At 70.9% G+C, this 20,506-nt stretch carries 15 protein-coding genes; 10 read left to right on the top strand and 5 right to left on the bottom strand.

From position 1 onward, the window contains the following. Positions 1-99: 99 nt before the first annotated feature. On the bottom strand, positions 100-1,254 hold the full coding sequence (locus ACGFNU_RS24640; RefSeq protein ID WP_392597133.1) for an N-acetylglucosamine kinase: 1,155 nt from the start codon (positions 1,252-1,254) through the stop codon (positions 100-102). Positions 1,255-1,315: 61 nt separating this feature from the next. On the opposite strand from ACGFNU_RS24640, the gene ACGFNU_RS24635 reads away from it, so the two are divergent. From ACGFNU_RS24635 to ACGFNU_RS24600, 8 genes are all read left to right on the top strand, one after another. After that, positions 1,316-2,278 (top strand): MurR/RpiR family transcriptional regulator, encoded by a 963-nt coding sequence (locus ACGFNU_RS24635; protein WP_392597131.1) that lies wholly within the window; start codon positions 1,316-1,318, stop codon positions 2,276-2,278. Then, positions 2,275-3,171, top strand: a complete 897-nt coding sequence (locus ACGFNU_RS24630) for an N-acetylmuramic acid 6-phosphate etherase (protein WP_392597129.1) — start codon at positions 2,275-2,277, stop codon at positions 3,169-3,171. Before ACGFNU_RS24635 ends, ACGFNU_RS24630 begins: the two co-directional genes overlap by 4 nt. 250 nt (positions 3,172-3,421) lie before the next feature. Continuing rightward, entirely contained in the window at positions 3,422-4,057 is a 636-nt protein-coding gene (locus tag ACGFNU_RS24625; protein WP_392597128.1) for an HAD family hydrolase, read from the top strand. A gap of 38 nt (positions 4,058-4,095) precedes the next feature. Further along, a complete protein-coding gene (locus ACGFNU_RS24620) occupies positions 4,096-4,605 on the top strand; it encodes a DUF6912 family protein (protein WP_392597126.1) in 510 nt (169 codons plus the stop codon). A gap of 159 nt (positions 4,606-4,764) precedes the next feature. Further along, positions 4,765-6,393: an L-glutamate gamma-semialdehyde dehydrogenase gene (gene pruA, locus ACGFNU_RS24615; protein WP_392597125.1), complete on the top strand. Its 1,629-nt coding sequence runs from the start codon at positions 4,765-4,767 to the stop codon at positions 6,391-6,393. 263 nt (positions 6,394-6,656) lie between these two features. Further along, positions 6,657-7,382, top strand: coding sequence for an HAD family hydrolase (locus tag ACGFNU_RS24610; RefSeq protein ID WP_392597123.1), 726 nt, complete (start codon positions 6,657-6,659; stop codon positions 7,380-7,382). Positions 7,383-7,572: 190 nt separating this feature from the next. Next, the gene (locus ACGFNU_RS24605) at positions 7,573-9,540 is read left to right on the top strand and encodes an acetoacetate--CoA ligase (RefSeq protein WP_392597122.1); all 1,968 of its coding nucleotides are present in this window, start codon (positions 7,573-7,575) and stop codon (positions 9,538-9,540) included. 50 nt (positions 9,541-9,590) lie between these two features. Further along, entirely contained in the window at positions 9,591-10,004 is a 414-nt protein-coding gene (locus ACGFNU_RS24600; RefSeq protein WP_392597120.1) for a nuclear transport factor 2 family protein, read from the top strand. Here the strand turns inward: ACGFNU_RS24600 and ACGFNU_RS24595 are convergent. The 3 genes from ACGFNU_RS24595 to ACGFNU_RS24585 form a co-directional block, all read right to left on the bottom strand. Continuing rightward, positions 9,997-10,521, bottom strand: a complete 525-nt coding sequence (locus tag ACGFNU_RS24595) for a PepSY domain-containing protein (protein WP_392597119.1) — start codon at positions 10,519-10,521, stop codon at positions 9,997-9,999. The two genes, ACGFNU_RS24600 and ACGFNU_RS24595, sit on opposite strands and share 8 nt — an antisense overlap. A gap of 79 nt (positions 10,522-10,600) precedes the next feature. Continuing rightward, positions 10,601-11,200, bottom strand: a complete 600-nt coding sequence (locus tag ACGFNU_RS24590) for a hypothetical protein (protein WP_392597117.1) — start codon at positions 11,198-11,200, stop codon at positions 10,601-10,603. A gap of 54 nt (positions 11,201-11,254) precedes the next feature. Continuing rightward, positions 11,255-12,067, bottom strand: coding sequence for a C40 family peptidase (locus ACGFNU_RS24585; protein WP_392597116.1), 813 nt, complete (start codon positions 12,065-12,067; stop codon positions 11,255-11,257). Positions 12,068-12,409: 342 nt separating this feature from the next. On the opposite strand from ACGFNU_RS24585, the gene ACGFNU_RS24580 reads away from it, so the two are divergent. Next, positions 12,410-14,068, top strand: a complete 1,659-nt coding sequence (locus ACGFNU_RS24580) for a serine/threonine-protein kinase (protein ID WP_392597114.1) — start codon at positions 12,410-12,412, stop codon at positions 14,066-14,068. Positions 14,069-14,273: 205 nt separating this feature from the next. Then, a complete protein-coding gene (locus ACGFNU_RS24575; RefSeq protein ID WP_392597112.1) occupies positions 14,274-19,118 on the top strand; it encodes an NAD-glutamate dehydrogenase in 4,845 nt (1,614 codons plus the stop codon). A gap of 260 nt (positions 19,119-19,378) precedes the next feature. Here ACGFNU_RS24575 and ACGFNU_RS24570 read toward each other — a convergent pair whose 3' ends face one another. Continuing rightward, positions 19,379-20,275, bottom strand: coding sequence for a hypothetical protein (locus tag ACGFNU_RS24570; RefSeq protein WP_392597111.1), 897 nt, complete (start codon positions 20,273-20,275; stop codon positions 19,379-19,381). Between the last annotated feature and the right edge of the window lie 231 nt (positions 20,276-20,506).

The following is a 20,506-nucleotide window of genomic DNA, read 5'->3' as shown; positions in this document are numbered from 1 at the left end:
TCCACCGTTGATCACAGCTTAATCACGGCGGAGCCGTTACGCGCAACCGACTCGCGATTTACGTGATCTTGGACACATCGCGCCGGCCGGGTCGCGGAGTTACGGCAGAGCGTGCCCGAGGCGGCGCAGGGCCAGTTCGGCGGCGCCCACGGCGCCGTCGCCGGCCCGGCGCGGGTCGGCGGCGAACCGGTCGCGCAACCCGTTCCGGACGGCCTCGGCGACCGGTCCGTCGCGGAGCACGGAACCGTGCATCACGACCGGGGCGTACGGGTCGGTCAGCGCGGGCCGCACCGCGTCGACGTCCCGCAGCAGCCACTGGGCCGCCTCCTCGGTGATCCGCCGGGCCACGGGATCACCCGCGGCCGCGGCGGCCGCGACGACGGGGCCGAGCCGGCCCAGTGCCGCGGGCGGGCGGCCGTACACCTCCTTGATGATCGCTTGGGCGAGCTGGGGATTCGGCGTCGCCCGGGCGGGCGGCGGGGGATCGGGCTCCGGATAGAACGTCGCCGTCACCGCCCCGGGCGGGGCGGGTCTGGGGACGGTCGCCGGAGTGCTCCTGGCCGCGGGCCGCGGGTCGGGTGCGGATCTCTGGGCGAGAGCGGGTGCGCCTGCCAGCGCGAGCGGCCGGTCGTGCCGGGGCCGCGGAAGGCTGGAGTTGATCTCCGTGACGACGGCCGCGCCGAGCAGCGCGTGCGGCACCGACTCGGTGAGCAGGGTCGGTGACCCCCGTCCGTCGTAGGCCGCCAGAGCGGCCCGGACCGCCTCCCGGCCCAGCCACACGGCCGAGCCCTCGTCGCCGACCAGCCAGCCGTAGCCGTCGGCGCGCTGCACGATCGCGCCGTCGCTGATCACCGCGGCGCCGGCACCGGTACCGGAGAACACCACGATGCCCTTCGGCGCGCTGGTGCCCGCGGCGAAGGCCACCGCGATGTCGGTGACGACGGCGGGCGAGCCGCGCAGCCCGACGGCCTGCCAGGCCCGCCGCGCCGCGCTGACGGCGGCGGGCCGGCCGGCCGAGCCGGCCCCGGCGATCCCGAAGACGCCGGCGAGGATGTGGGTACGGTCCAGGTCACCGAGCGCCGTCCGGAGAGCGGTGGTGAGCGCACCCGCGGTATCGCCGCCGGAGTTGGGGTTGGCTCCGGGACCGGTTCCGCAACCGGCCAGAGCTCCCCCGAGCGTTAGTACGACACAGCGGGTCTTCGTGCCACCCGCGTCTATGCCGATCACGTAAGGACCGGCCAATTGGGTCAACACATGGCGACCGTAGCCTTTTCTACCGTTGACGTGACATCCGACAAGTAAGAAAATTTCCATCATGAGGAAACCCACCGGCTCAGAGCCAGGGGGCATAGGGGAGACCGGGGCACCCAGGGTCGACGCGGCCGTCAAGGAGACGACGCCGCTGAGCACCGTGGTGCGGGTGCGTTCACTGCTTCCTTCGCTTCCCCCAGCAGAGCGGCGCGTCGCGCAACGCGTCATCGACGATCCCGAAGGGGTCGCCAATTCCACCATCACCGAACTCGCCCAAACCTGTGGCACCTCAGAGACCACGGTCATCAGGTTCTGCCGGGCGATCGGGTTTCATGGATACCCAGAGCTGCGGTTGACCCTGGCGACGGAGGCGGGGAGGGCACAGAGCGCCTCCGGCGGCCGGGTCATCGGCAGCGACATCAGTCCTGACGACTCTCTCGAACAGATCGTGGAGAAGGTGACCTTCGCCGACGCCCGGGCCGTGGAGGAGACGGCGGCCCAGCTCGACATCAAGGTGCTCGAGCAGGTCGTCGACGCGGTCGTGGGCGCGGAACGGACCGACGTCTACGGCGTCGGTGCCAGCGCCTTCGTCGCCAAGGACTTCCAGCAGAAGATGCATCGCATCGGAAGAGTCTGCTACGCCTGGTCGGACGGCCACATCATGCTGACCAGCGCCGCGGTGCTGGGCAGCGGGGACGTCGCGATCGGGATCTCGCACACGGGCGCGACGGTGGAGACCATCGACGCGCTGGAGGTAGCCAAGAGCAAGGGGGTGACGACGGTAGCCCTGACCAATTTCCCCAAGTCCCCGATAGCCGAGGTAGCCGATCTGATTCTGACGACGGCGGCACGGGAGACCACGTTCCGATCGGGCGCGACCGCCAGCCGGCTGGCGCAGTTGACCGTGGTCGACTGCGTCTTCGTCGGGGTGGGGCAGCGGACCTTCGGGCAGACCCGTAAGGCCCTCGAGGCCACGTACGAGGCGGTCCGTGGGCGGACCGTGCGACCCGACCGGAGGCGTCGGTGATCGACTGCGAACTCCCCACAGAGGGGCGGAACCCACGGACCATCGATGTCGACACGCTGCCCACCCTGGAGGTGCTCCGCCGGATCAACACCGAGGACGCCTCCGTCCACCTGGTCGTCGCCGCCGTGCTGCCCGAACTGGCACGGCTGGTCGACCTCGCGGTGGACTCGCTGCGGGCGGGCGGCAGAGTGCACTACTTCGGCGCCGGAACGTCCGGACGGCTCGCCGCGCTCGACGCGGCCGAGCTTCCCCCGACGTTCGGCATCTGGGGCCGGGTCGTCGCACACCACGCGGGCGGACCGCGCGCGCTGTCCCAAGCCGTCTCGGAGGTCGAGGACGACCACGAGCAGGGCGCCCGGGACGCCGCCGAGGTCCAGCCCGGCGATGTCGCCATCGGCATCGCCGCGAGCGGCCGCACCCCCTACGTCGTCGGCGCGCTGCGCGCCGCCACGGCCGCCGGGGCGCACACGGCGCTCATCAGCTGCAATCCCCTCACACCGTACGGCGACGAGGTCGACGTGCACATCGGGCTGGCCACCGGACCCGAGGTGATCAGCGGCTCCACCCGGATGAAGGCGGGCACCGCCACCAAGCTGGTGCTGAACTCCTTCTCCACCACCCTGATGATCAGGCTGGGCAGGACCTACTCCAACCTGATGGTCAGCGTGAACGCGCTCAACGCCAAGCTCCGCGCCCGGCTGGTGCGCATTCTCACCGAGGCGACCGGTCTGGACGCCCTCACCTGTGAGAACGCGCTCTCCGAAGCCGGGGGCGACACCCGCGTCGCCCTGGTCTCGCTCCTGGGCGAGGTCCCGGCCGCGCGCGCCACGGTCGCGTTGGAGGAGTCCCACGGAGGAGTACGAGAGGCGCTACAGCGTCTGAGATCCGCATAGCCCGGCCTGGCCAGCGCGCGTACCCCGCGCGCGTGCCGGCCGCGGCGCCCCTCCGCGCTCCCTGATCCCCGCTCCGACTGTCCCTGCGATCCGAACGCTCTCGACTCCGAACGCTCCCGACCCGAGGTTCCCAGCCCGGTGATCATGCGATCGGCCCTCCCATCGCATGATCACATCGGGCCGGGGCCGATCGGCCAGTCCCCAGAACGCCATTCGGTCAGTGGCCCCGGGATCACCTACGATCGGGGCCGTGACCGTCAAAGCTGTGATCACCGACTGGGGCGGCGTGCTGACCTCGCCGCTCAACGACTCCGTCGCCGCCTGGCTGGCCGCCGACCAGATCGACGCCGGCAACTACCGGACGGTGATGCGCGCCTGGGTGCGGCAGGCGTACGAGGGGGAGGGGACCAACCCGATCCACGGCTTGGAGGACGGCACCCTCGACCCCGCCGAGTTCGAGCGCCTGCTGGCGGCCGAGCTGCTCACCGTGGCCGGCGGCCCGGTCGTGGCGGAGGGCCTCATCGCGCGCATGTTCGCCGCGTTCACCCCGGTCGAGCCGATGTACGACGCGCTGCGCGGCCTGCGCGCCGGCGGCACCCGTACCGCCCTGCTGTCCAACTCCTGGGGCAACGACTACCCGCGCGACCTCTTCGCGGACCTGTTCGACGCGGTCGTCATCTCCTGCGAGGTGGGGCTGCGCAAGCCGGACGAGGCGATCTTCCAGTACGCCGTCGACCTCCTGCGCCTGACGCCCGCCGACTGCGTCTTCATCGACGACATCGAATCCAACGTCACCGCCGCCGAGAACCTGGGCATGCGCGGGATCCTGCACACCGCTCCGGCGGAGACCATCGCCGCCCTCCGCGGCCTGGGCCTGTCGGTCTGACCCCGGGCGTCCCGGGTCTGGCAGACTGGCTGATCGTCATGCGCGTCTACCTGCCGTCCACCCTCGCCGGACTCGCCCGCCTCCTGGAGGCCCGCGAGGCCGGTCCCGCGCCGCTCGCCGCCTACGCGGTGACGCCCGGCCTCCGCGAGTGGTACGCCGGGGGCGACCTGGAGGAGCTGGAGTACGCGGCGATGACCGCCGCGGCCCGCGCCTCGCTGCGGCTGCTCGCCGACGCTCCCGGCCTGCCGGCGCGCCGGGTGGTGCTGGCCGCCGAGGTGCCCGACCAGCAGGTCGAATGGGCCCGCGGCGACGCCTCCCTCGCCGACGACTCCCGGGCGCTGGTCCGGGTCACCGCGGCCGTTCCCTGGCAGAAGATCGCTTCCGGGCACGTGGACGATCCCGACGCCGAGGCCGACGTCCGCGCGGCCGCCGGGGCACTGTCCGCCGCCGACGCGGGCGACGACGACGCCCGGTTCACGGTCGACGGCGCCGAGGGGCACGAGCTCATGTGGTACGCCACGCAAGAGCTGGGCGATCTGACCATCTAATCGCCGAATCAGGCGAATTGGGCAAGTTCCCCTACGCTGCTGATAGTGCGCCGCCGTCCAGCGGGTAGATCTCGATGGTCGAGGCCACGGCAAGACCTCGTCCCATGCGACGATGCGGTGCGTATCGACAACGATGTCGGATTTTCTGGGAGCGATCACATGGATGCCGTCACCAACGTCCCCGTGCCGGTGAACGAGCCGATCAAGGGCTACGCGCCCGGCAGCGGCGAGCGGGCCGCGCTCGAAGCCAAGATCAAGGAACTCGGCGGCGAGCAGATCGACCTGACCATGACGATCGGCGGCGAGCAGCGCCTCGGCGGCGGCGCGCCCATCGACGTGGTGCAGCCCCACAACCGCGCGCACGTGCTCGGCCAGCTCAAGAACGCGACCGACGACGACGTCCGGGCCGCGATCGACGCCGCGCGCGAGGCCGCCCCCGGCTGGCGCGCGATGTCGTTCGACGACCGCGCCGCGATCCTGCTCAAGGCGGCCGACCTGCTGGCGGGGCCGTGGCGGGCGACGCTGAACGCCGCGACCGTCATGGGCCAGTCCAAGTCGACGCAGCAGGCGGAGATCGACGCCGCCTGCGAGATGATCGACTTCTGGCGCTACAACGTCGACTTCGCGCGGCAGCTCTACACCCAGCAGCCGGTCTCCTCGCCCGGCGTATGGAACCGGATGGAGTACCGCCCGCTCGAGGGCTTCGTGCTGGCGATCACCCCGTTCAACTTCACCGCCATCGCGGGCAACCTGCCCACCTGCGTCGCCCTGATGGGCAACGTCGTGATCTGGAAGCCGTCCCCGACCCAGCAGTTCTCCGCGCACTTCACGATGCGGCTGCTCGAAGAGGCGGGCCTGCCGCCCGGCGTGATCAACCTGGTCACCGGTGACGGCCAGGCGGTGTCGAACGTGGCGCTGACCCACCCCGAGCTCGCCGGCATCCACTTCACCGGCAGCACCGGGACGTTCCAGCATCTCTGGCGCACCGTCGGCGAGAACATCTCCGGCTACAAGGGCTACCCGCGCCTGGTGGGGGAGACCGGCGGCAAGGACTTCGTCGTGGCGCACCCGTCGGCCGACATCGGGGTGCTCAGGACGGCGATGGTGCGCGGCGCGTTCGAGTACCAGGGCCAGAAGTGCTCGGCCGCCTCGCGCGCGTACGTGCCGCGGTCGATCTGGGAGCGGATGCGCGACGAGTTCTGCGACGAGGTCGAGGCGCTCACCATGGGCAACGTCGCCGAGGATCTGTCGGCGTTCATGGGCGCGGTCATCGACGACCGGGCGTTCGCCAAGCACCGGGAGGCGATCGAGCGGGCCCGCGGCCTCGACTCGATCAAGATCCTGGCGGGCGGCGACGTGGACGACTCCGAGGGCTGGTTCGTGCGCCCGACCGTGCTGGAGTCCGCCGACCCGGCCGACGACCTCTTCACCAAGGAGTACTTCGGTCCCATCCTCGGCGTGCACGTCTACGAGGACCGTGACTACGACACGATGCTCGGCCAGATGGAGAGCATCGCCGAGTACGCGCTCACCGGCGCGATCATCTCGCAGGACCGGGCCGCGACGGCCGCGGCGGCGCGGAGGCTGCGGTTCGCGGCAGGCAACCTCTACATCAACGACAAGCCCACCGGCGCGGTCGTCGGCCAGCAGCCCTTCGGCGGCGCGCGGGCCAGCGGCACCAACGACAAGGCGGGCTCCATCTTCAACCTGATCCGCTGGGTCAACACCCGGTCGATCAAGGAGACGTTCGTCCCCCCGACGGACTACCGCTACCCCCACATGGGCTGACGGCCCGCGGAGGCGACACCGCCCGCCCGGCCGCCGCCCACGGCCCCGCCGGGCGGGCCCCGCCAGGTGATCGGTAAGGCGATCAGCCATGCCGTGCGTGGCCGGACCGGGGAGGCGAGCGTGTCCTCGCCGCCACCGAGGGCTGGGCACGGACGGTGGCCGGTCGGCTTGCGGGGAACGGGGCGGAGGGCCGACGATTAGCTCGCCCGCACCGGCGGGCGGACCGTGTGCGACGGGTCCCCCGACGTCGAGCAAGGAACGGGATGGCAACGCTGAACCGCCTGGTGCTGTGGAACATCGATCACACGCTGGTGGACGTGGGGCGGCTCACGCGGGAGGCCTACGCCGAGGCGTTCCAGCGCACCACCGGCCGGCCGCTGGTAAGGCTGGCCCCCACCCCCGGCCGGACCGAGTCGGAGATCATCTTCGAGACGCTCGCGTTCAACGACATCGTCACCACCGACGATCACCTCCCCGCGTTCATGTCCGCGCTCGCCGAGGCCTTCGGGGCGCGGCGCGCGGACCTCAAGGCCCACGGGCGGGTGCTGCCGGGCGCCCGCGAGGCCCTCGCCGCCCTCTCCCGGCTCCCCGGCACCGTCCAGTCCGTGCTGACCGGCTCCATCCAGCCGAACGCCGTCCTGAAGGTCACCGAGCTCGGCCTCGCCGATCACCTCGACCTGGAGGTCGGCGGCTACGAGAACGGTGTCTACAGCAAGGCCGCCCTGCTGGAGCTGGCACGCACCCGCGCGGGGGAGAAGCACGGCGCCCGTTTCACCGAGTCGACCAGCGTCTTCATCGCCGACTCCCCGCGCGACGTCCAGGCCGCCCACATCGCGGGTTCGCCGATCATCGCGGTGGCCACCGGCAGCGCCACCGAGGCCGAGTTGCGCTCCGCGGGCGCCGAGGTGGTCCTGCCGACCCTCGGCGACACCGACGCGGTACTGCGCGCGGTGACGGCCCTGGCCGAGGGGCCCGCGGCAGCGCGCTAGGTCCGTGTCAACCGTCCTGACGGACACAGAAACCGGCGGCGGCGTAGGGCCGCGGACCACTCCGTGGCCGCAGGTGAACGCGGCGATCGGCTTCGCCGACCCCGGTTTCGAGCCGGGTTGCAGCGGCGTGCATGCTGGCCTGATGCTGGGGAAACCCCGCGGCGCGGGAACGAATGAGGAGGCCGGTCCAATGTCGCGAGACGAGCTGACCCCCGAGGGAGCTCCGCTCTGGGAGCCGTCCGAAGAAGTGGTCGCCAACGCGAAGGTGACGCACTACCTGCACTGGCTGTGGGATCGCGGAATTCTCGCCGAGACGTACGACGAGCTCTGGCGCTGGTCGGTCACCGAGGTCGACGCGTTCTGGGACTCGATCTGGGACTACTTCAAGGTGGTGGGCCACCGCGGCGACGGCCCGGTCCGCTCCGAGGGCCGCATGCCGGTGGACGGGCTGCGCTGGTTCGACGGGGCCACCGTCAACTACGCCGCCAACGCCCTCCGCCGCGCCGACGAGACCCCCGACGAGACCGCCGTCGTCTTCCGCTCCGAGGCGGGCGGCCACCGCATCCTGAGCTACCGCGAGCTGGCGCTGCACGTGGCGGAGGTACGGGCCGGGCTGGCGGAGCTGGGCGTCGGCAAGGGCGACCGGGTCGCGGCGTACCTGCCCAACATCCCCGAGGCGCTGATCTGTTTCCTGGCCACCGCGTCGCTCGGCGCCATCTGGTCGTCCTGCTCCCCGGACTTCGGCTCGTCCAGCGTCATCGACCGCTTCGCGCAGATCGAGCCCAAGGTCCTCATCGCCGTCGACGGCTACGCCTACAACGGCAAGCTCTTCAACCGCCTCGACACCGTCCGCGAGATCGAGGACCAGCTCCCGACCCTCGCCGCGACCGTCCTCATCCCTTACCTCGACCCGGCCTCGTCGCCCGACGACCTGCGCGTGGGCGTCGCCTACAGCGACCTGCCCCGCGACGGCCATCCCCTCGCCTTCGAGGACGTCCCGTTCGACCACCCGCTCTGGGTGGTCTACTCCTCGGGCACGACCGGCCTCCCCAAGCCGATCGTCCATGGCCACGGCGGAGTCGTCCTGGAGCACCTGAAGGCGCTCTCGTTCCACCAGGACCTCGGCCACGGCGACGTGTTCTTCTGGTTCACCACGACCGGCTGGATGATGTGGAACTACCTCATCGGCGGCCTGCTCGTGGGCTCCAGCATCGTCATGTACGACGGCGCGCCCAACGACCTCTGGAAGCTGGCGGCCGACACCAACGTCACGTACTTCGGCGTGGGCGCGCCGTACATCATGGCGTCGCTCAAGGCAGGCGAGGAGCCGGGCAAGACTCTCGACCTGTCAGCCCTGCGAGGCATCGGCTCCACCGGCTCCCCCCTCCCGCCCGAAGGCTTCACCTGGGTCTACGAGGCGATCGGCAAGGACCTCCTCCTGGGCTCGTTCTCGGGCGGCACCGACATCTGCACGGGCTTCGTCGGGCCCTCCGTACTCCAGCCCCTCCGCGCCGGTGTCATCCAGTGCCGCGGCCTGGGCGCCAAGGTCGAGGCCTACGGAGACGACGGCAAGGCCGTTCTCAACGAGGTCGGCGAACTCGTCCTCACCGAGCCCATGCCGTCCATGCCCGTCTTCTTCTGGAACGACCCGGACAAGGCGCGCTACAGCGAGTCCTATTTCGACATGTACCCGGGCATCTGGCGCCACGGCGACTGGATCAAAATCCTCGACGACGGCTCCTGCGTCATCTACGGCCGTTCCGACTCCACCCTCAACCGCGGCGGCATCCGCATGGGGACCTCCGACTTCTACCGGGTCGTCGAGGCCTTCGACGAGATCGCCGACAGCCTGGTCATCGACACCGGCCGGCTGGGCCAGGAGGGCCGCCTGCTCCTCTACGTCCAGCTCGCCGAGAACGCGACCCTGACCGACGACCTGGTCGGCCGTCTCAGGTCGTCCCTCCGCTCGGCCCTCTCCCCGCGCCACGTCCCGGACGAGATCCACGAGGTTCCCGGCATCCCGCGCACCCTCTCCGGCAAGAAGCTCGAAGTCCCCGTCCGCAAGATCCTCCTGGGCACCCCCGTCGACCAAGCGGCCAATCCCGACTCCATGGCCAACCCCGACGTTCTCCGCCACTACACCCCGTTGGACGGGTGAGGTCGCATTTCCGCCAGCCTCACAACACCGGCCTGCCTAGCGTCACCGATGTGACTCAAGAGAACCGGGACGTCGTCCAGAACGCGTGGCGGGTCTTCGCCGGCCACGACGCCGACCAGATCGCGGCCTTCTTCACCGAGGACGCCGAGTGGCTGGCCCCACCGGGCAACGCGACCGCTGTGGCGCTGGGCGTTCCCGATCACATGGTCGGCAAGAGGGCGATCGCCGCGTTCATCGCCGAGGACTTCCCCCGGCTCTTCGCACGAGACGTCACGATCACCTTCCACGGCGTCTACGCGGACGGTGACCGCGTGGTCGTGGAGGAGACGATGACCGCGACGCTGGCAAGCGGGAACACCTACGCCAACGACTACTGCTTCGTCTTCGAACTGCGGGAGGGGCTGATCCATCGCGTCCGCGAGTACATGGACACCGCACGCGGGCACCGCATGGTCTTCAGCTGATCAGCACCTTGCCGGACGCGGCGTCGATCTTCACTTCGCGTTTGGCGCCGCCGGAGTCCTCCAGATCGCCTTCCCAGACGGTGGTGCCACGGTAGGTGTCCAGATTGAGTTCGGCGATGGAGGAGTTGGGCACCGCCGAGTGCATCTGGTTGGCGGCGGCGCGATAGTCCAGCTTGGCGGCCTTGACGCGCTTGCGGTGCTCGTCCTTGCCGGCCGGGCCTTCCCGCTTGACGTCGTTCCGGACGGCCCGGTCCCCGTTGGCGCTGACCATCAGCTCATGCTCGGTGCCGTCGGCGGTCACGACCTGGACCTCCCAGCCGGGCCCCTCCGTCTCGATGGAGGTCAGCGTGCCGCCCGGCACGGTCTTCAGCGCCGTCCTCGCCGCCGGTTCTAGGCGCCCGGCCAGCGCGACGGCCGATTCCGGGACGGGCGCCACCGACATGGCCTCGGGTTCGCTCCCGCATGCGCCTGCCCCGACCGAGACCGCCGCAACCAGCATCAACGCAGAGATCTTCATGACCCAGCCCTACCCGGCCCACAACCCGCTTACCCTGCCGCGATTACTACAAGTACCCAATCGGATACCGCATAGGGCTCTAGGGGGTGCGGTCCTTGGTTGCGCCGTAGGTCTCTATGTCGCGGCGGCGGTAGAGGCGGCGGACCCGGCCGCCTGCCAAGGGCTGTTCTTCGGCGGGTTGAGGCCAGCCGGCGGGCGGGCGTTTGGCGTAGACGGTGGCGCTCGACTGGGCCAGGCCCAGGATGCGGGCCGCCTCGGCGAGGGTGACCAGGTCGTCGGGATCCTCGGCCGGGCTCTGGGCGGCGTACGACTCGTACCAGGCGAGCCACTCGGACTCGTTCCAGTAGAGGGCCTTGCCGGCACGGTGGGCGGGCTCGGGATGGCCGTTGCCGGCGCGGTCGGTCCAGAGCTTCTTGAGGGTATGGCGGGAGAAGCCGTGCTTGGCGATCAGGTCGTCGCGCGTGACGAGGCCTGGAGGCACACCGTCGCCGCGGGACGCGTACCAGCGGTCCCAGTCCTCGGCGTCCCAGGCGAGCTGGGAGCCGATCGTTCCGGCGGGTTCGGGGTGGCCGTTGGAGGCGCGTTCCCGATACCACTTCTCCAGGGTGCTGCGGCCGAGGCCGTACGCCTCCATGAGGTCGGCGCGGGTGTGGACGCGGCGCCCGTCGAGAGTGGTCATGCGGTCATTGTGCCGAACGTGCGCCGGCCCGGTCCGGCGCACGTCCGGCGTTGTTCAGTGGATCCTTTCCGGGATGGCCGGCAGCGGCTTCCACGCGGGACGCACGGCCCCGACGTAGCTCGCGCGGTAGTGGCCGCTCAGCCGCTCGACGCTGATCCGGCGGCCGGTGCGCGGCGCGTGGATGAACCGCGACTTGCCGAGATAGAGGCCGACGTGGCCGAGCCCGTGGAAGAAGACCAGGTCTCCGGGCCGCAGTTTGTTGCGCGCGACCCGGTTGCGGATCCTCTGGTACTGGGCGGCGGCCACGCGCGGCACGGACACTCCCGCGCGGCGCCACGCCTGCTGGACGAGACCGGAACAGTCGAAGCCGCGGCGGCCGGTGTCGCCGTAGACGTAGGGACGGCCACGCTGGTCGAGCGCGAACCTGACGGCGCGGTTCGCCCGCTGTTGCCATTGGGCCTCCATCCGCGCCCGCTTCGCGCGGACGGCCTGTTGCATCGACGCCAGGAGCTCGGCTTTGCCGAGGCGTGTGCCGCCTTGCCGTCCGCCCATCGGCCGGCCGGCGGCCTCGGCGGCCTGCTCCCGCTTCGGAACCCGCTGCTTTCGCGCCGGGATGCGCGCCTGGCTCGATGCCCGGGCCACGCCGAGCTCGGTAGTGGCCCGTGCCTCGGCGACCTGGTTGGATAGTGTCAGCCGGCTGGACGCCTCGACGGCGCCGACCTGGTCGGCGGCCAGGGCGGGGTGGACCCCGCCGGGCGCGACCGGAGCCGGGATCTTGTCTGAGTGCTCGGCCGCCTCGGCGATGCCCGGGGCCATTGCGAGCGCGACCGTGGTCGCGCAACAGGCGGTCTTTAACGGAATGGACATGCCTGTCTAACCCTCCTCACAACGAAGATCGTCAGGCGGCGATCTACCCGGCGCGGCCGAAACACACTCATGAAATTCGCGAAAAACCGCGCTCCTGCCTGCGGATTCGCGTGTTTTGGATGCTTCGTGCCGGTATCGCGGAAGGGGTGTACGGGACTAGGCTGGCCGTCCGCGTCAAATGTGACCGGAGAGGGAGCGGCCCGGGCAGATCACACCGTAGGGTCGCTGAGCCGGGTCAACTTTTCCTGGGTTTGGGGCGTCCCACAAGCGGGAGGTCGGTCTGCGCCGTTTCGGCGCGCGGCCCGGTTGGTCCGACCAGATCAGAGAGGGGCTGTTCCACGCATGGAGGTTGGGGCGCTGCGATCCGGGGATCCGGAGCGACTGGGGTCGTACGCCCTGATAGGCCGCGTCGGTGAGGGTGGTCAGGGCACCGTCTTCCTGGGCGCGGCGGACGACGGCAAACGCGTCGCCATCAAGCTCCTCCACGCCGAGCTCACCTCCGACGACAAGGCGCGCGCCCGATTCCTGCGCGAGCTGTCGGTCGCCAAGCGGGTCGCGCCGTTCTGCACCGCGCAGGTCATCGACGCCGACGCGGACGGCGAGCGTCCCTACATCGTCAGCGAGTACGTGCCGGGCCCCTCGCTCAACCAGCTGGTGACCCGGGAGGGCCCGCTCGGCGGCGCCGCCCTCGAACGCCTGGCCGTCGGCACCGCGACCGCGCTGTCCGCGATCCACCAGGCGAAGATCATTCACCGTGACTTCAAGCCGCACAACGTGCTGATCGGCCCCGACGGCCCGCGCGTGATCGACTTCGGTGTGGCCCGGGCCATCAGCGGCTCCACCACGCTGACCAGCAAGGTCATCGGCACCCCCTCGTACATGGCGCCCGAGCAGCTCCAGGGCGACGAGATCGGCACCGCCGCGGACGTGTTCTGCTGGGCGGCCACTCTGGTGTTCGCGGCGACCGGCGAGGCCCCGTTCGGCCAGGACACCATCCCCGCCGTGATCAACCGGATCCTGCACCAGGAGCCCCGGCTGGGACCCCTGGAAGGGCCGCTGCGCGACCTGGTGAGCGACTGCCTCAGCAAGGACCCGGCCGCCCGCCCGCAGGCGCGCCACGTGCTGATGCGGCTGCTCGGCCATGAGGAGATCACCGGCCCCACCCCGATCGTCGCGGATCCCGCCGTCGAGGAGGATGACGGCACCGCGATCCTGGCCGTGGGCAGCGTCCTGGCCGCCGAGCTCGGCGACGATGACGGGCAGCCGGCGACCGGACGAGCGGACGACGGCGAGGCCGCCACGGTGGCGGACGAGCCCGCCGAGACCCAGGCCGTACAGATCATCGAGGACGAGCCCGAGGGGGCCGAGGCGGAGTACACGCCGGCGCCTCGGCCGGAGCCCGTGCCGGAACGGCTCCCGGAGCGCCTGCCCACTCCCGCCGAGTTCATCGCGGACAACGCGGCGGCCTTCGGCGAGCGGACCGTCCCGGGCGCTCCCGGTGGTGTGGCGGCCACGGCCAAGCGCCGGAGCCCGCAGGGTTTGCGCAGGGTGCCCGCCAAGGCCGCCGCGCTGTGCGCCGTCGCGGCCGTCCTGATCGCCGTGGCGGTCACCTCGATCGCCCTCGCGCTCGGCGGCGGTGAGAGCCCGGCCAACCCGGCGAGCAACCCCGCCGAGAACATCCCGGCCGACATGCCCGCCGACTCCGGCACTCCGGACGAGTCGCCGACCCGCACGGTGCCGCGCCCGCAGCAGTCGACGCGCACCACCGACCCGTCGCCGACCCGTTCCCCGTCGTCGACGCCGACCACGCCGCCGACGACGCCCCCCACCACCCCGCCGACCACGCCTCCCACGACGCCCCCCACCACCCCGCCGACGACGCCGCCGACCACTCCGCCGACGACGCCGCCCACCACCCCGTCGGCCGACCCGGGCGACACCGGCGGGAAGACGACGGGGACGGCCGCGGGCACCATGATCCGGCCCCGGACACTGAACTGATCTTTCTGGGCGAAGAAGCCGACGGCGGGGGCGTCGAGCAGGGAAAATCAGCAGCGGAATCGCGCACCGGCCGGCTGGCCGGCCGGTAGGCGACGCCGCGACCGGGTCGCGGCCCCCGCCGGTCGGCTTTGCGGCGATTCCTGGCTACGCTGACGCAGTGAGCGGCGCCACAAAGAGGTGGCGAAGGGTCTCTAGGGGAGTATTGATGGGCGGCAAGCTCGATCAGGCGAAGGACGACCTGCTCCGGCGGGCGGCGGAGACATGGGCACAGGGGACCGGCGCCCGTGGCGGCGACCTCGAGGAGGCGGTCGCGTACCTCCGGTTGTACTACCGGCACGTCGCCCCCGAGGACCTGCTCTCCCGCGACCCGGCCGACATCTGCGGCCCCGCGATGGCGCACCGGGTGCTGGGCGAGGAGCGTCCGCAGGGACGTGCCAAGGTCAGGGTCTTCACGCCCACACTTGAGGAGTTCGGCTGGGACCCCGGCCACACGGTCGTCCAGGTCGTGACCGACGACATGCCGTTCCTCGTCGACAGCGTGACGATGGAGCTGACCCGGCACGAGCTGACGGCCCATCTGATCGTCCACCCGTTGCTGGGCGTCGACCGCGACGTGGCGGGCCATATGAAGGCCTTCCGCGGCAAGCTCGACAGCGACACCGACATCGACGAGTCGTGGATCCACATCGAGGTCGACCGCACGAGCGACCGCGCCCGGCTGGAGCAGGTCGAGCAGGATCTGCTGCGGGTGCTGCAGGACGTGCGGGTCGCGGTCGAGGACGAGCCGAAGATGCGCTCCCGGGCCGGCGAGATCGCGCTGGAGATCCGCGACACCGAGCCGCCGCTGCCCGAGAAGGAGCTCGCCGAGGGCGTCGAGCTGCTCGACTGGCTGTCCGACGGGCATTTCACGTTCCTGGGCTACCGCGACTACACGCTGACCGAGAACGGCACGGTCCTGCGTCCCGAGCCGGGCACGGGCCTCGGCATCCTGCGCAGTGACAAGCGCGAGTCCGACAGCTTCGCCGCGCTGCCGCCCGAGGTGCGGGAGAAGGCCACCGAGAAGCACCTGCTGGTCCTCACCAAGGCCAACTCGCGGTCGACGGTGCACCGTCCGCTCTACCTCGACTACATCGGGGTGAAGAAGTTCGACGACGGCGGCGAGGTCGTCGGCGAGCGCCGGTTCCTCGGCCTGTTCACGCACGTGGCCTACAGCGAGTCGATCGCGCACGTCCCGGTGCTCAAGCGCAAGCTCGAAGAGGTCCTGGAGCTCGCCGGGTTCACCCCCGACAGCTACGACGGCCAGGACATCATCGAGATACTGGAGAGCTACCCGCGCGACGAGCTCTTCCAGATCTCCGTCGACGATCTGCTGCCCATAGCGCTGGGCGTGCTCCGGCTGCGCGAGCGCCGCCAGCTCAAGCTGTTCCTGCGCAAGGACATGTACGGCCGTTACATGTCGTGCATGGTCTACCTGCCGCGCGACCGCTACACCACCAAGGTGCGGCTGCGCATCCAGGAGATACTGCGCCGGGCGTTCGACGGCGTGAGCGTCGACTACAGCGCGAACGTGACGGAGTCGATGCTCGCCAGGCTGCACGTGGTGGTGCGCGGCGAGCGCGGCCGTCCCCTCCCGGACGTCGACGCCGACGAACTGGAGGCCCGGCTCGCCGCCGCGACCCGTTCGTGGGAGGACGACCTGGCCGACGCGATCGTCGAGCAGTGCGGCGAGGAGCGTTCGGGCGCCCTGGCCCGCCGCTACGGCGACGCCTTCCCCGAGGGCTACAAGGCCGACTTCCCGGCGCGCACGGCGGTCGCCGACCTCAAGCGGCTGGAGGAGCTCACCGCCGACGGCGAGACGTGCATCAACCTGTACGAGCCGTTCAGCGCCGAGCCGGGCGAGCGCCGCCTCAAGATCTACCGGCTGGGCCCGCCGATCTCGCTGTCGCGCGTGCTGCCGCTGCTGACCAACATGGGCGTCGAGGTCGTCGACGAGCGCCCGTACGAGATCAAGACGAGCGAGCCGGGCCGGTCCTACTGGATCTATGACCTGGGCCTGCGCTACAAGCCGCCGGCGGGCGTGGCCGAGGACGACATCAAGGGCCTGTTCCAGGACGCGTTCAGCGCGCTCTGGCGGGGCGACATCGAGAACGACGGCTTCAACGCCCTGGTGCTCCACGTCGGCCTCAACTGGCGGCAGGCGATGGTGCTGCGCGCGTACGCGCTCTACCTGCGCCAGACGGGCACCACGTTCAGCAAGCGCTACATCGAGCAGGTGCTGCTCGGCAACGCCTCGATCACCCGGCTGCTGATCCGGCTCTGGGAGAGCCGGCTCGACCCGGCGCTGGCGGGCGGCGAGGAGGAGCGCAGCGCTGGCATCGCCGAGGAGCTGGGCGGCAAGCTCGACGAGGTCGCCAGCCTCGACGAGGACCGCATCCTGCGCGCCTACCTGTCGATGATCATGGCGACGCTGCGCACCAACCACTACCAGCGCAAGCCCTACCTGTCGCTGAAGTTCGACCCCGAGCGCATTCCGGACCTGCCGCTGCCCCGGCCCAAGTACGAGATCTTCGTGTACTCGCCGAAGGTCGAGGGCGTGCACCTGCGGTTCGGCGCCGTGGCCCGCGGCGGTCTGCGCTGGTCCGACCGGCGGGAGGACTTCCGCACCGAGATCCTCGGCCTGGCCAAGGCGCAGGCCGTCAAGAACACCGTCATCGTCCCCGCCGGCGCCAAGGGCGGTTTCGTCGGCAAGCAGCTGCCCGATCCGGGTGCCGACCGCGAGACGTTCATGCAGGCGGGCATCGCCTGCTACAAGGACTTCATCTCCGGCCTGCTCGACGTCACCGACAACCTGGTCGACGGCAAGGTCGTGCCGCCGCCCAACGTCGTCCGGCACGACGGCGACGACACCTACCTGGTGGTCGCCGCCGACAAGGGCACCGCGACGTTCTCCGACATCGCCAACGAGGTGGCCGCCTCGTACGGCTTCTGGCTCGGCGACGCGTTCGCCTCCGGCGGCTCGGTCGGCTACGACCACAAGGCGATGGGGATCACCGCGCGCGGTGCCTGGGAGTCGGTGAAGTACCACTTCCGCTCCCTCGGCAAGGACATCCAGAACGAGGACTTCACGGTCGTCGGCATCGGCGACATGTCCGGGGACGTCTTCGGCAACGGGATGCTCCTCAGCGAGCACATCAAGCTGGTCGCCGCGTTCGACCACCGGCACATCTTCATCGACCCCGACCCCGACCCGGCGGTGTCGTTCCGGGAGCGCGAGCGCATGTTCGCGCTGCCGCGCAGCTCGTGGGGCGACTACAACACCCAGCTGCTGTCGCGCGGCGGGGGGATCTTCCCGCGCACGCAGAAGTCGATCAAGCTGACGCCGGAGATCCGGGCGGCCCTCGGCATCGCCGGCGACGTCATGGCGATGACCCCGTTCGAGCTGATCCACGCCGCGCTCCTCGCGCCCGTCGACCTGCTCTGGAACGGCGGCATCGGCACCTACGTCAAGGCCGCGGCGGAGAACAACGCCGAGGTCGGCGACAAGGCCAACGACCCGGTCCGGGTGGACGGCGCCGAGCTGCGCTGCAAGGTGATCGGCGAGGGCGGCAACCTGGGCGTCACCCAGCTCGGCCGCATCGAGTACGCCCGCGCCGGCGGCCTGGTCAACACCGACTTCATCGACAACTCGGCCGGGGTCGACACCTCCGACCACGAGGTCAACATCAAGATCCTGCTGGACCAGGTCGTCCGCGACGGAGAGCTGACCGGCAAGCAGCGCGACAACCTGCTGTACGAGATGACCGACGAGGTCGGCGACCTCGTGCTCAACGACAACTACGCGCAGAACGTGACCCTCGCCGGCGCCCGCGCCCAGGCGCCCGCGATGCTGCACGTCCACGCCCGCTACATGCGCAAGCTGGAACGGGCCGGACGGCTCAAACGACGGCTGGAGTTCCTGCCCGCCGACAAGGCGCTGGCCGAACGCCGCCAGTCCGGCCGCGGGCTGACCGGGCCCGAGTTCTCGGTGCTGCTGGCCTACTCCAAGCTCACCCTCGACGAGGACCTGGTCGCCTCCGACCTGCCCGACGACCCGTACCTGCGGTCCTGGCTGGTCGACTACTTCCCGACCCCGCTGCGCGACCGGTTCCGCGACTACATGGACCGGCACCCGCTGCGCCGCGAGATCATCACCACCACCGTGGTGAACGACGTGGTCAACAACAGCGGCATCACGTTCATGTTCCGCATGAACGAGGAGACCGGCGCCTCACCGCAGGACGTGGCGCGCGCCTACCTGGTCGCCCGCGAGGTCTTCGACATGCCGCGGTTCTGGCAGTCGGTCGAGGCCCTGTCCTACCAGGTGGACGAGTCGACCCAGATCGCGATGCTGCTGGAGGCGCGCAAGCTCACCGAGCGCGGCGCCCGCTGGCTGCTGCACAACCGGCGGCCCCCGTTCGACATCCGCGACTCGATCGACTTCTTCGCCGCCGGGGCCTACACCCTCGGCGCCCAGCTGCCCAAGCTGCTCGCCGGTCTCGACCTGCAGGGCTTCGAGCAGCGCCGCGACGGTTTCGCCGAACGCGGCGTGCCGGACGAGCTGGCCGAGCGGGCCGCGATGATGGTGCCCGCCTACTCCACGTTCGACCTGGTCAGCGTCGCGCACGAGACCGGGCGCGCGGTGGAGGAGGTGGCCGAGGTCTACTTCGACCTGGCCGACCGGCTCCAGCTCAGCCGCCTGCGCGAGCGCATCATCGCGCTCCCGCGCGACGACCGCTGGCGCTCGATGGCGCGTTCCGCGCTCCGCGACGACCTGTACGCGGCGCACGCGGCCCTCACCCGCGACGTCCTGGTCGCCAGCATGCCCGGCGCCCAGCCCGAGGAGCGCCTCGCCAACTGGGTCCAGAAGAACCAGACCGCCGTCCTCCGCGCCCAGCAGACCCTCTCCGAAATCTGGGAGAGCGACAGCTTCGACCTGGCCACCCTGTCGGTAGCCCTAGGCGCCATCCGCACCTTGGTAACCGCCAGCGCCCTCCCAAGCACCGAAGCGTAATCAACAGCTGCCCCCGAGCCATCAGGCGCGGGGGCAGTGTGTTATCCCCTCACCCACTGACGAGCACGTACCTGCCAACCCTGGCCTTCGCGCGGCAGCTCAACAGGCCCAGCCCGCACGCGAGCGCGCTAACGGGTCGTGAAGCCAGCCGAAGGCGAAGCTTCACGAGAGATCGCGAAGCGATGTCGCGCTCGCCGCTTTTGCGGTTCAGGTCCGAGCCTCCAGGCGAGGGGCTGAGGCCGCGAAAGCCATGAACACAGTCAGCGGGCGGTTGTGAGGGAGACTGATTCGCCGAGGACGGTGCCTTTGCCGGTTGCGGGGGCGTAGCCGATGGCCAGCCATTGCCAGCCGGCCTCGACGGTGCGGCCGGGGTTTCTCTTGGCCCTGGTCAGGTAGTTGCGGACGTCGGTGGGCAGCGACCGCTCGGTTCCGCCGGTGAGCCTGCGCTGCTGGGTGAGGCCGTACCAGACCAGCGAGCCGCCGTCCTTGGTGCGGAGGGCCCAGGAGGTGCCGGGGCCGGGCGCGATGCGGCCGGCGCCGGCTTTCCAGTCGCCGTACGAGGCGGTGCGGGCCCGGAGGGTGTAGGCGTCGGGGGTGAACGCCGACCGGTCGCCGGAGGTCAGGAAGGCCGCGTGGGCGGCGGGCAGGCCGCGGTCGGGCGCCGGGATGGCGTAACCCTGCGCGTCGTACGCCAGTTCGGGTGGTTTGCCCTTGAACGTCAGCCAGTGGGCGGCCCGCCACGGGTCGTTGGCGGCGGGACGGACGAAGAGCGCGAGGATCTGCTGTTCCTTGCCGCCCGACCGCTGGAGGGCGGCGACCGCGAACCACTTGGCGTCACCGGTCTGTCTCGGCACGTACAGGACCGGGTTGAGCAGGGTGATGCGCGTCGAGGCGGGGAGCCGCCCGTACGTGCGGACCCGGGCGCTGACCGGGGCCGCCAGGCCGCCGGTGACCGCGGCCCGCCAGAGCCGCTCGTCCCCGGACGTGACCGCCTTGTTGTGCCGGGCCGTCCAGTCCCTGAGGATCCTGTCGGCCTCGGCCGCGGTGACCATGGGCTTGTCGCCGGGCTCGACCCGGGCCGCCGGGATCTCCGACTTGGCGGAGCAGGCCGTGGCGAGCGCGCCCCCGGCGAGCACCAGGGCCAGCAGTCGGAGCACTTCCCACCTCGGCGGACGATTCGGAACTATGCCGCGTCAGTGTAGAAGACGGTGAAGGTCCGAAGGGTGCCGGAGCGGTCCCACTGCAGCGGTCAGGAAGAAGCGGGACCGCTCCGGCACCCGACGGAGATCAGGAAGCCGCCGCCGAGGCGGCTCTGGCGGCCGGGCCGACAAGATCACCGGTCACTGGGACCCTGCCCCGCCTGGGCGGGGAGTACGCCTCGCTCCGCC

It is taken from the genome of Spirillospora sp. NPDC048911 (assembly GCF_043198015.1).
GTDB lineage: Bacteria > Actinomycetota > Actinomycetes > Streptosporangiales > Streptosporangiaceae > Spirillospora.
This window is presented reverse-complemented; position numbering and strand designations above follow the sequence as displayed.

What these genes read in the sequence shown, in the direction of transcription:
- ACGFNU_RS24620 (WP_392597126.1), top strand. Translation starts at nt 4,096, where the DNA reads ATGCGCGTCTACCTGCCGTCCACCCTCGCCGGACTCGCCCGCCTCCTG.
- ACGFNU_RS24580 (WP_392597114.1), top strand. Translation starts at nt 12,410, where the DNA reads ATGGAGGTTGGGGCGCTGCGATCCGGGGATCCGGAGCGACTGGGGTCG.
- ACGFNU_RS24575 (WP_392597112.1), top strand. Translation starts at nt 14,274, where the DNA reads ATGGGCGGCAAGCTCGATCAGGCGAAGGACGACCTGCTCCGGCGGGCG.
- ACGFNU_RS24585 (WP_392597116.1), bottom strand. Translation starts at nt 12,067, where the DNA reads ATGTCCATTCCGTTAAAGACCGCCTGTTGCGCGACCACGGTCGCGCTC.
- ACGFNU_RS24590 (WP_392597117.1), bottom strand. Translation starts at nt 11,200, where the DNA reads ATGACCACTCTCGACGGGCGCCGCGTCCACACCCGCGCCGACCTCATG.
- ACGFNU_RS24610 (WP_392597123.1), top strand. Translation starts at nt 6,657, where the DNA reads ATGGCAACGCTGAACCGCCTGGTGCTGTGGAACATCGATCACACGCTG.
- ACGFNU_RS24595 (WP_392597119.1), bottom strand. Translation starts at nt 10,521, where the DNA reads ATGAAGATCTCTGCGTTGATGCTGGTTGCGGCGGTCTCGGTCGGGGCA.
- ACGFNU_RS24635 (WP_392597131.1), top strand. Translation starts at nt 1,316, where the DNA reads ATGAGGAAACCCACCGGCTCAGAGCCAGGGGGCATAGGGGAGACCGGG.
- pruA (WP_392597125.1), top strand. Translation starts at nt 4,765, where the DNA reads ATGGATGCCGTCACCAACGTCCCCGTGCCGGTGAACGAGCCGATCAAG.
- ACGFNU_RS24605 (WP_392597122.1), top strand. Translation starts at nt 7,573, where the DNA reads ATGTCGCGAGACGAGCTGACCCCCGAGGGAGCTCCGCTCTGGGAGCCG.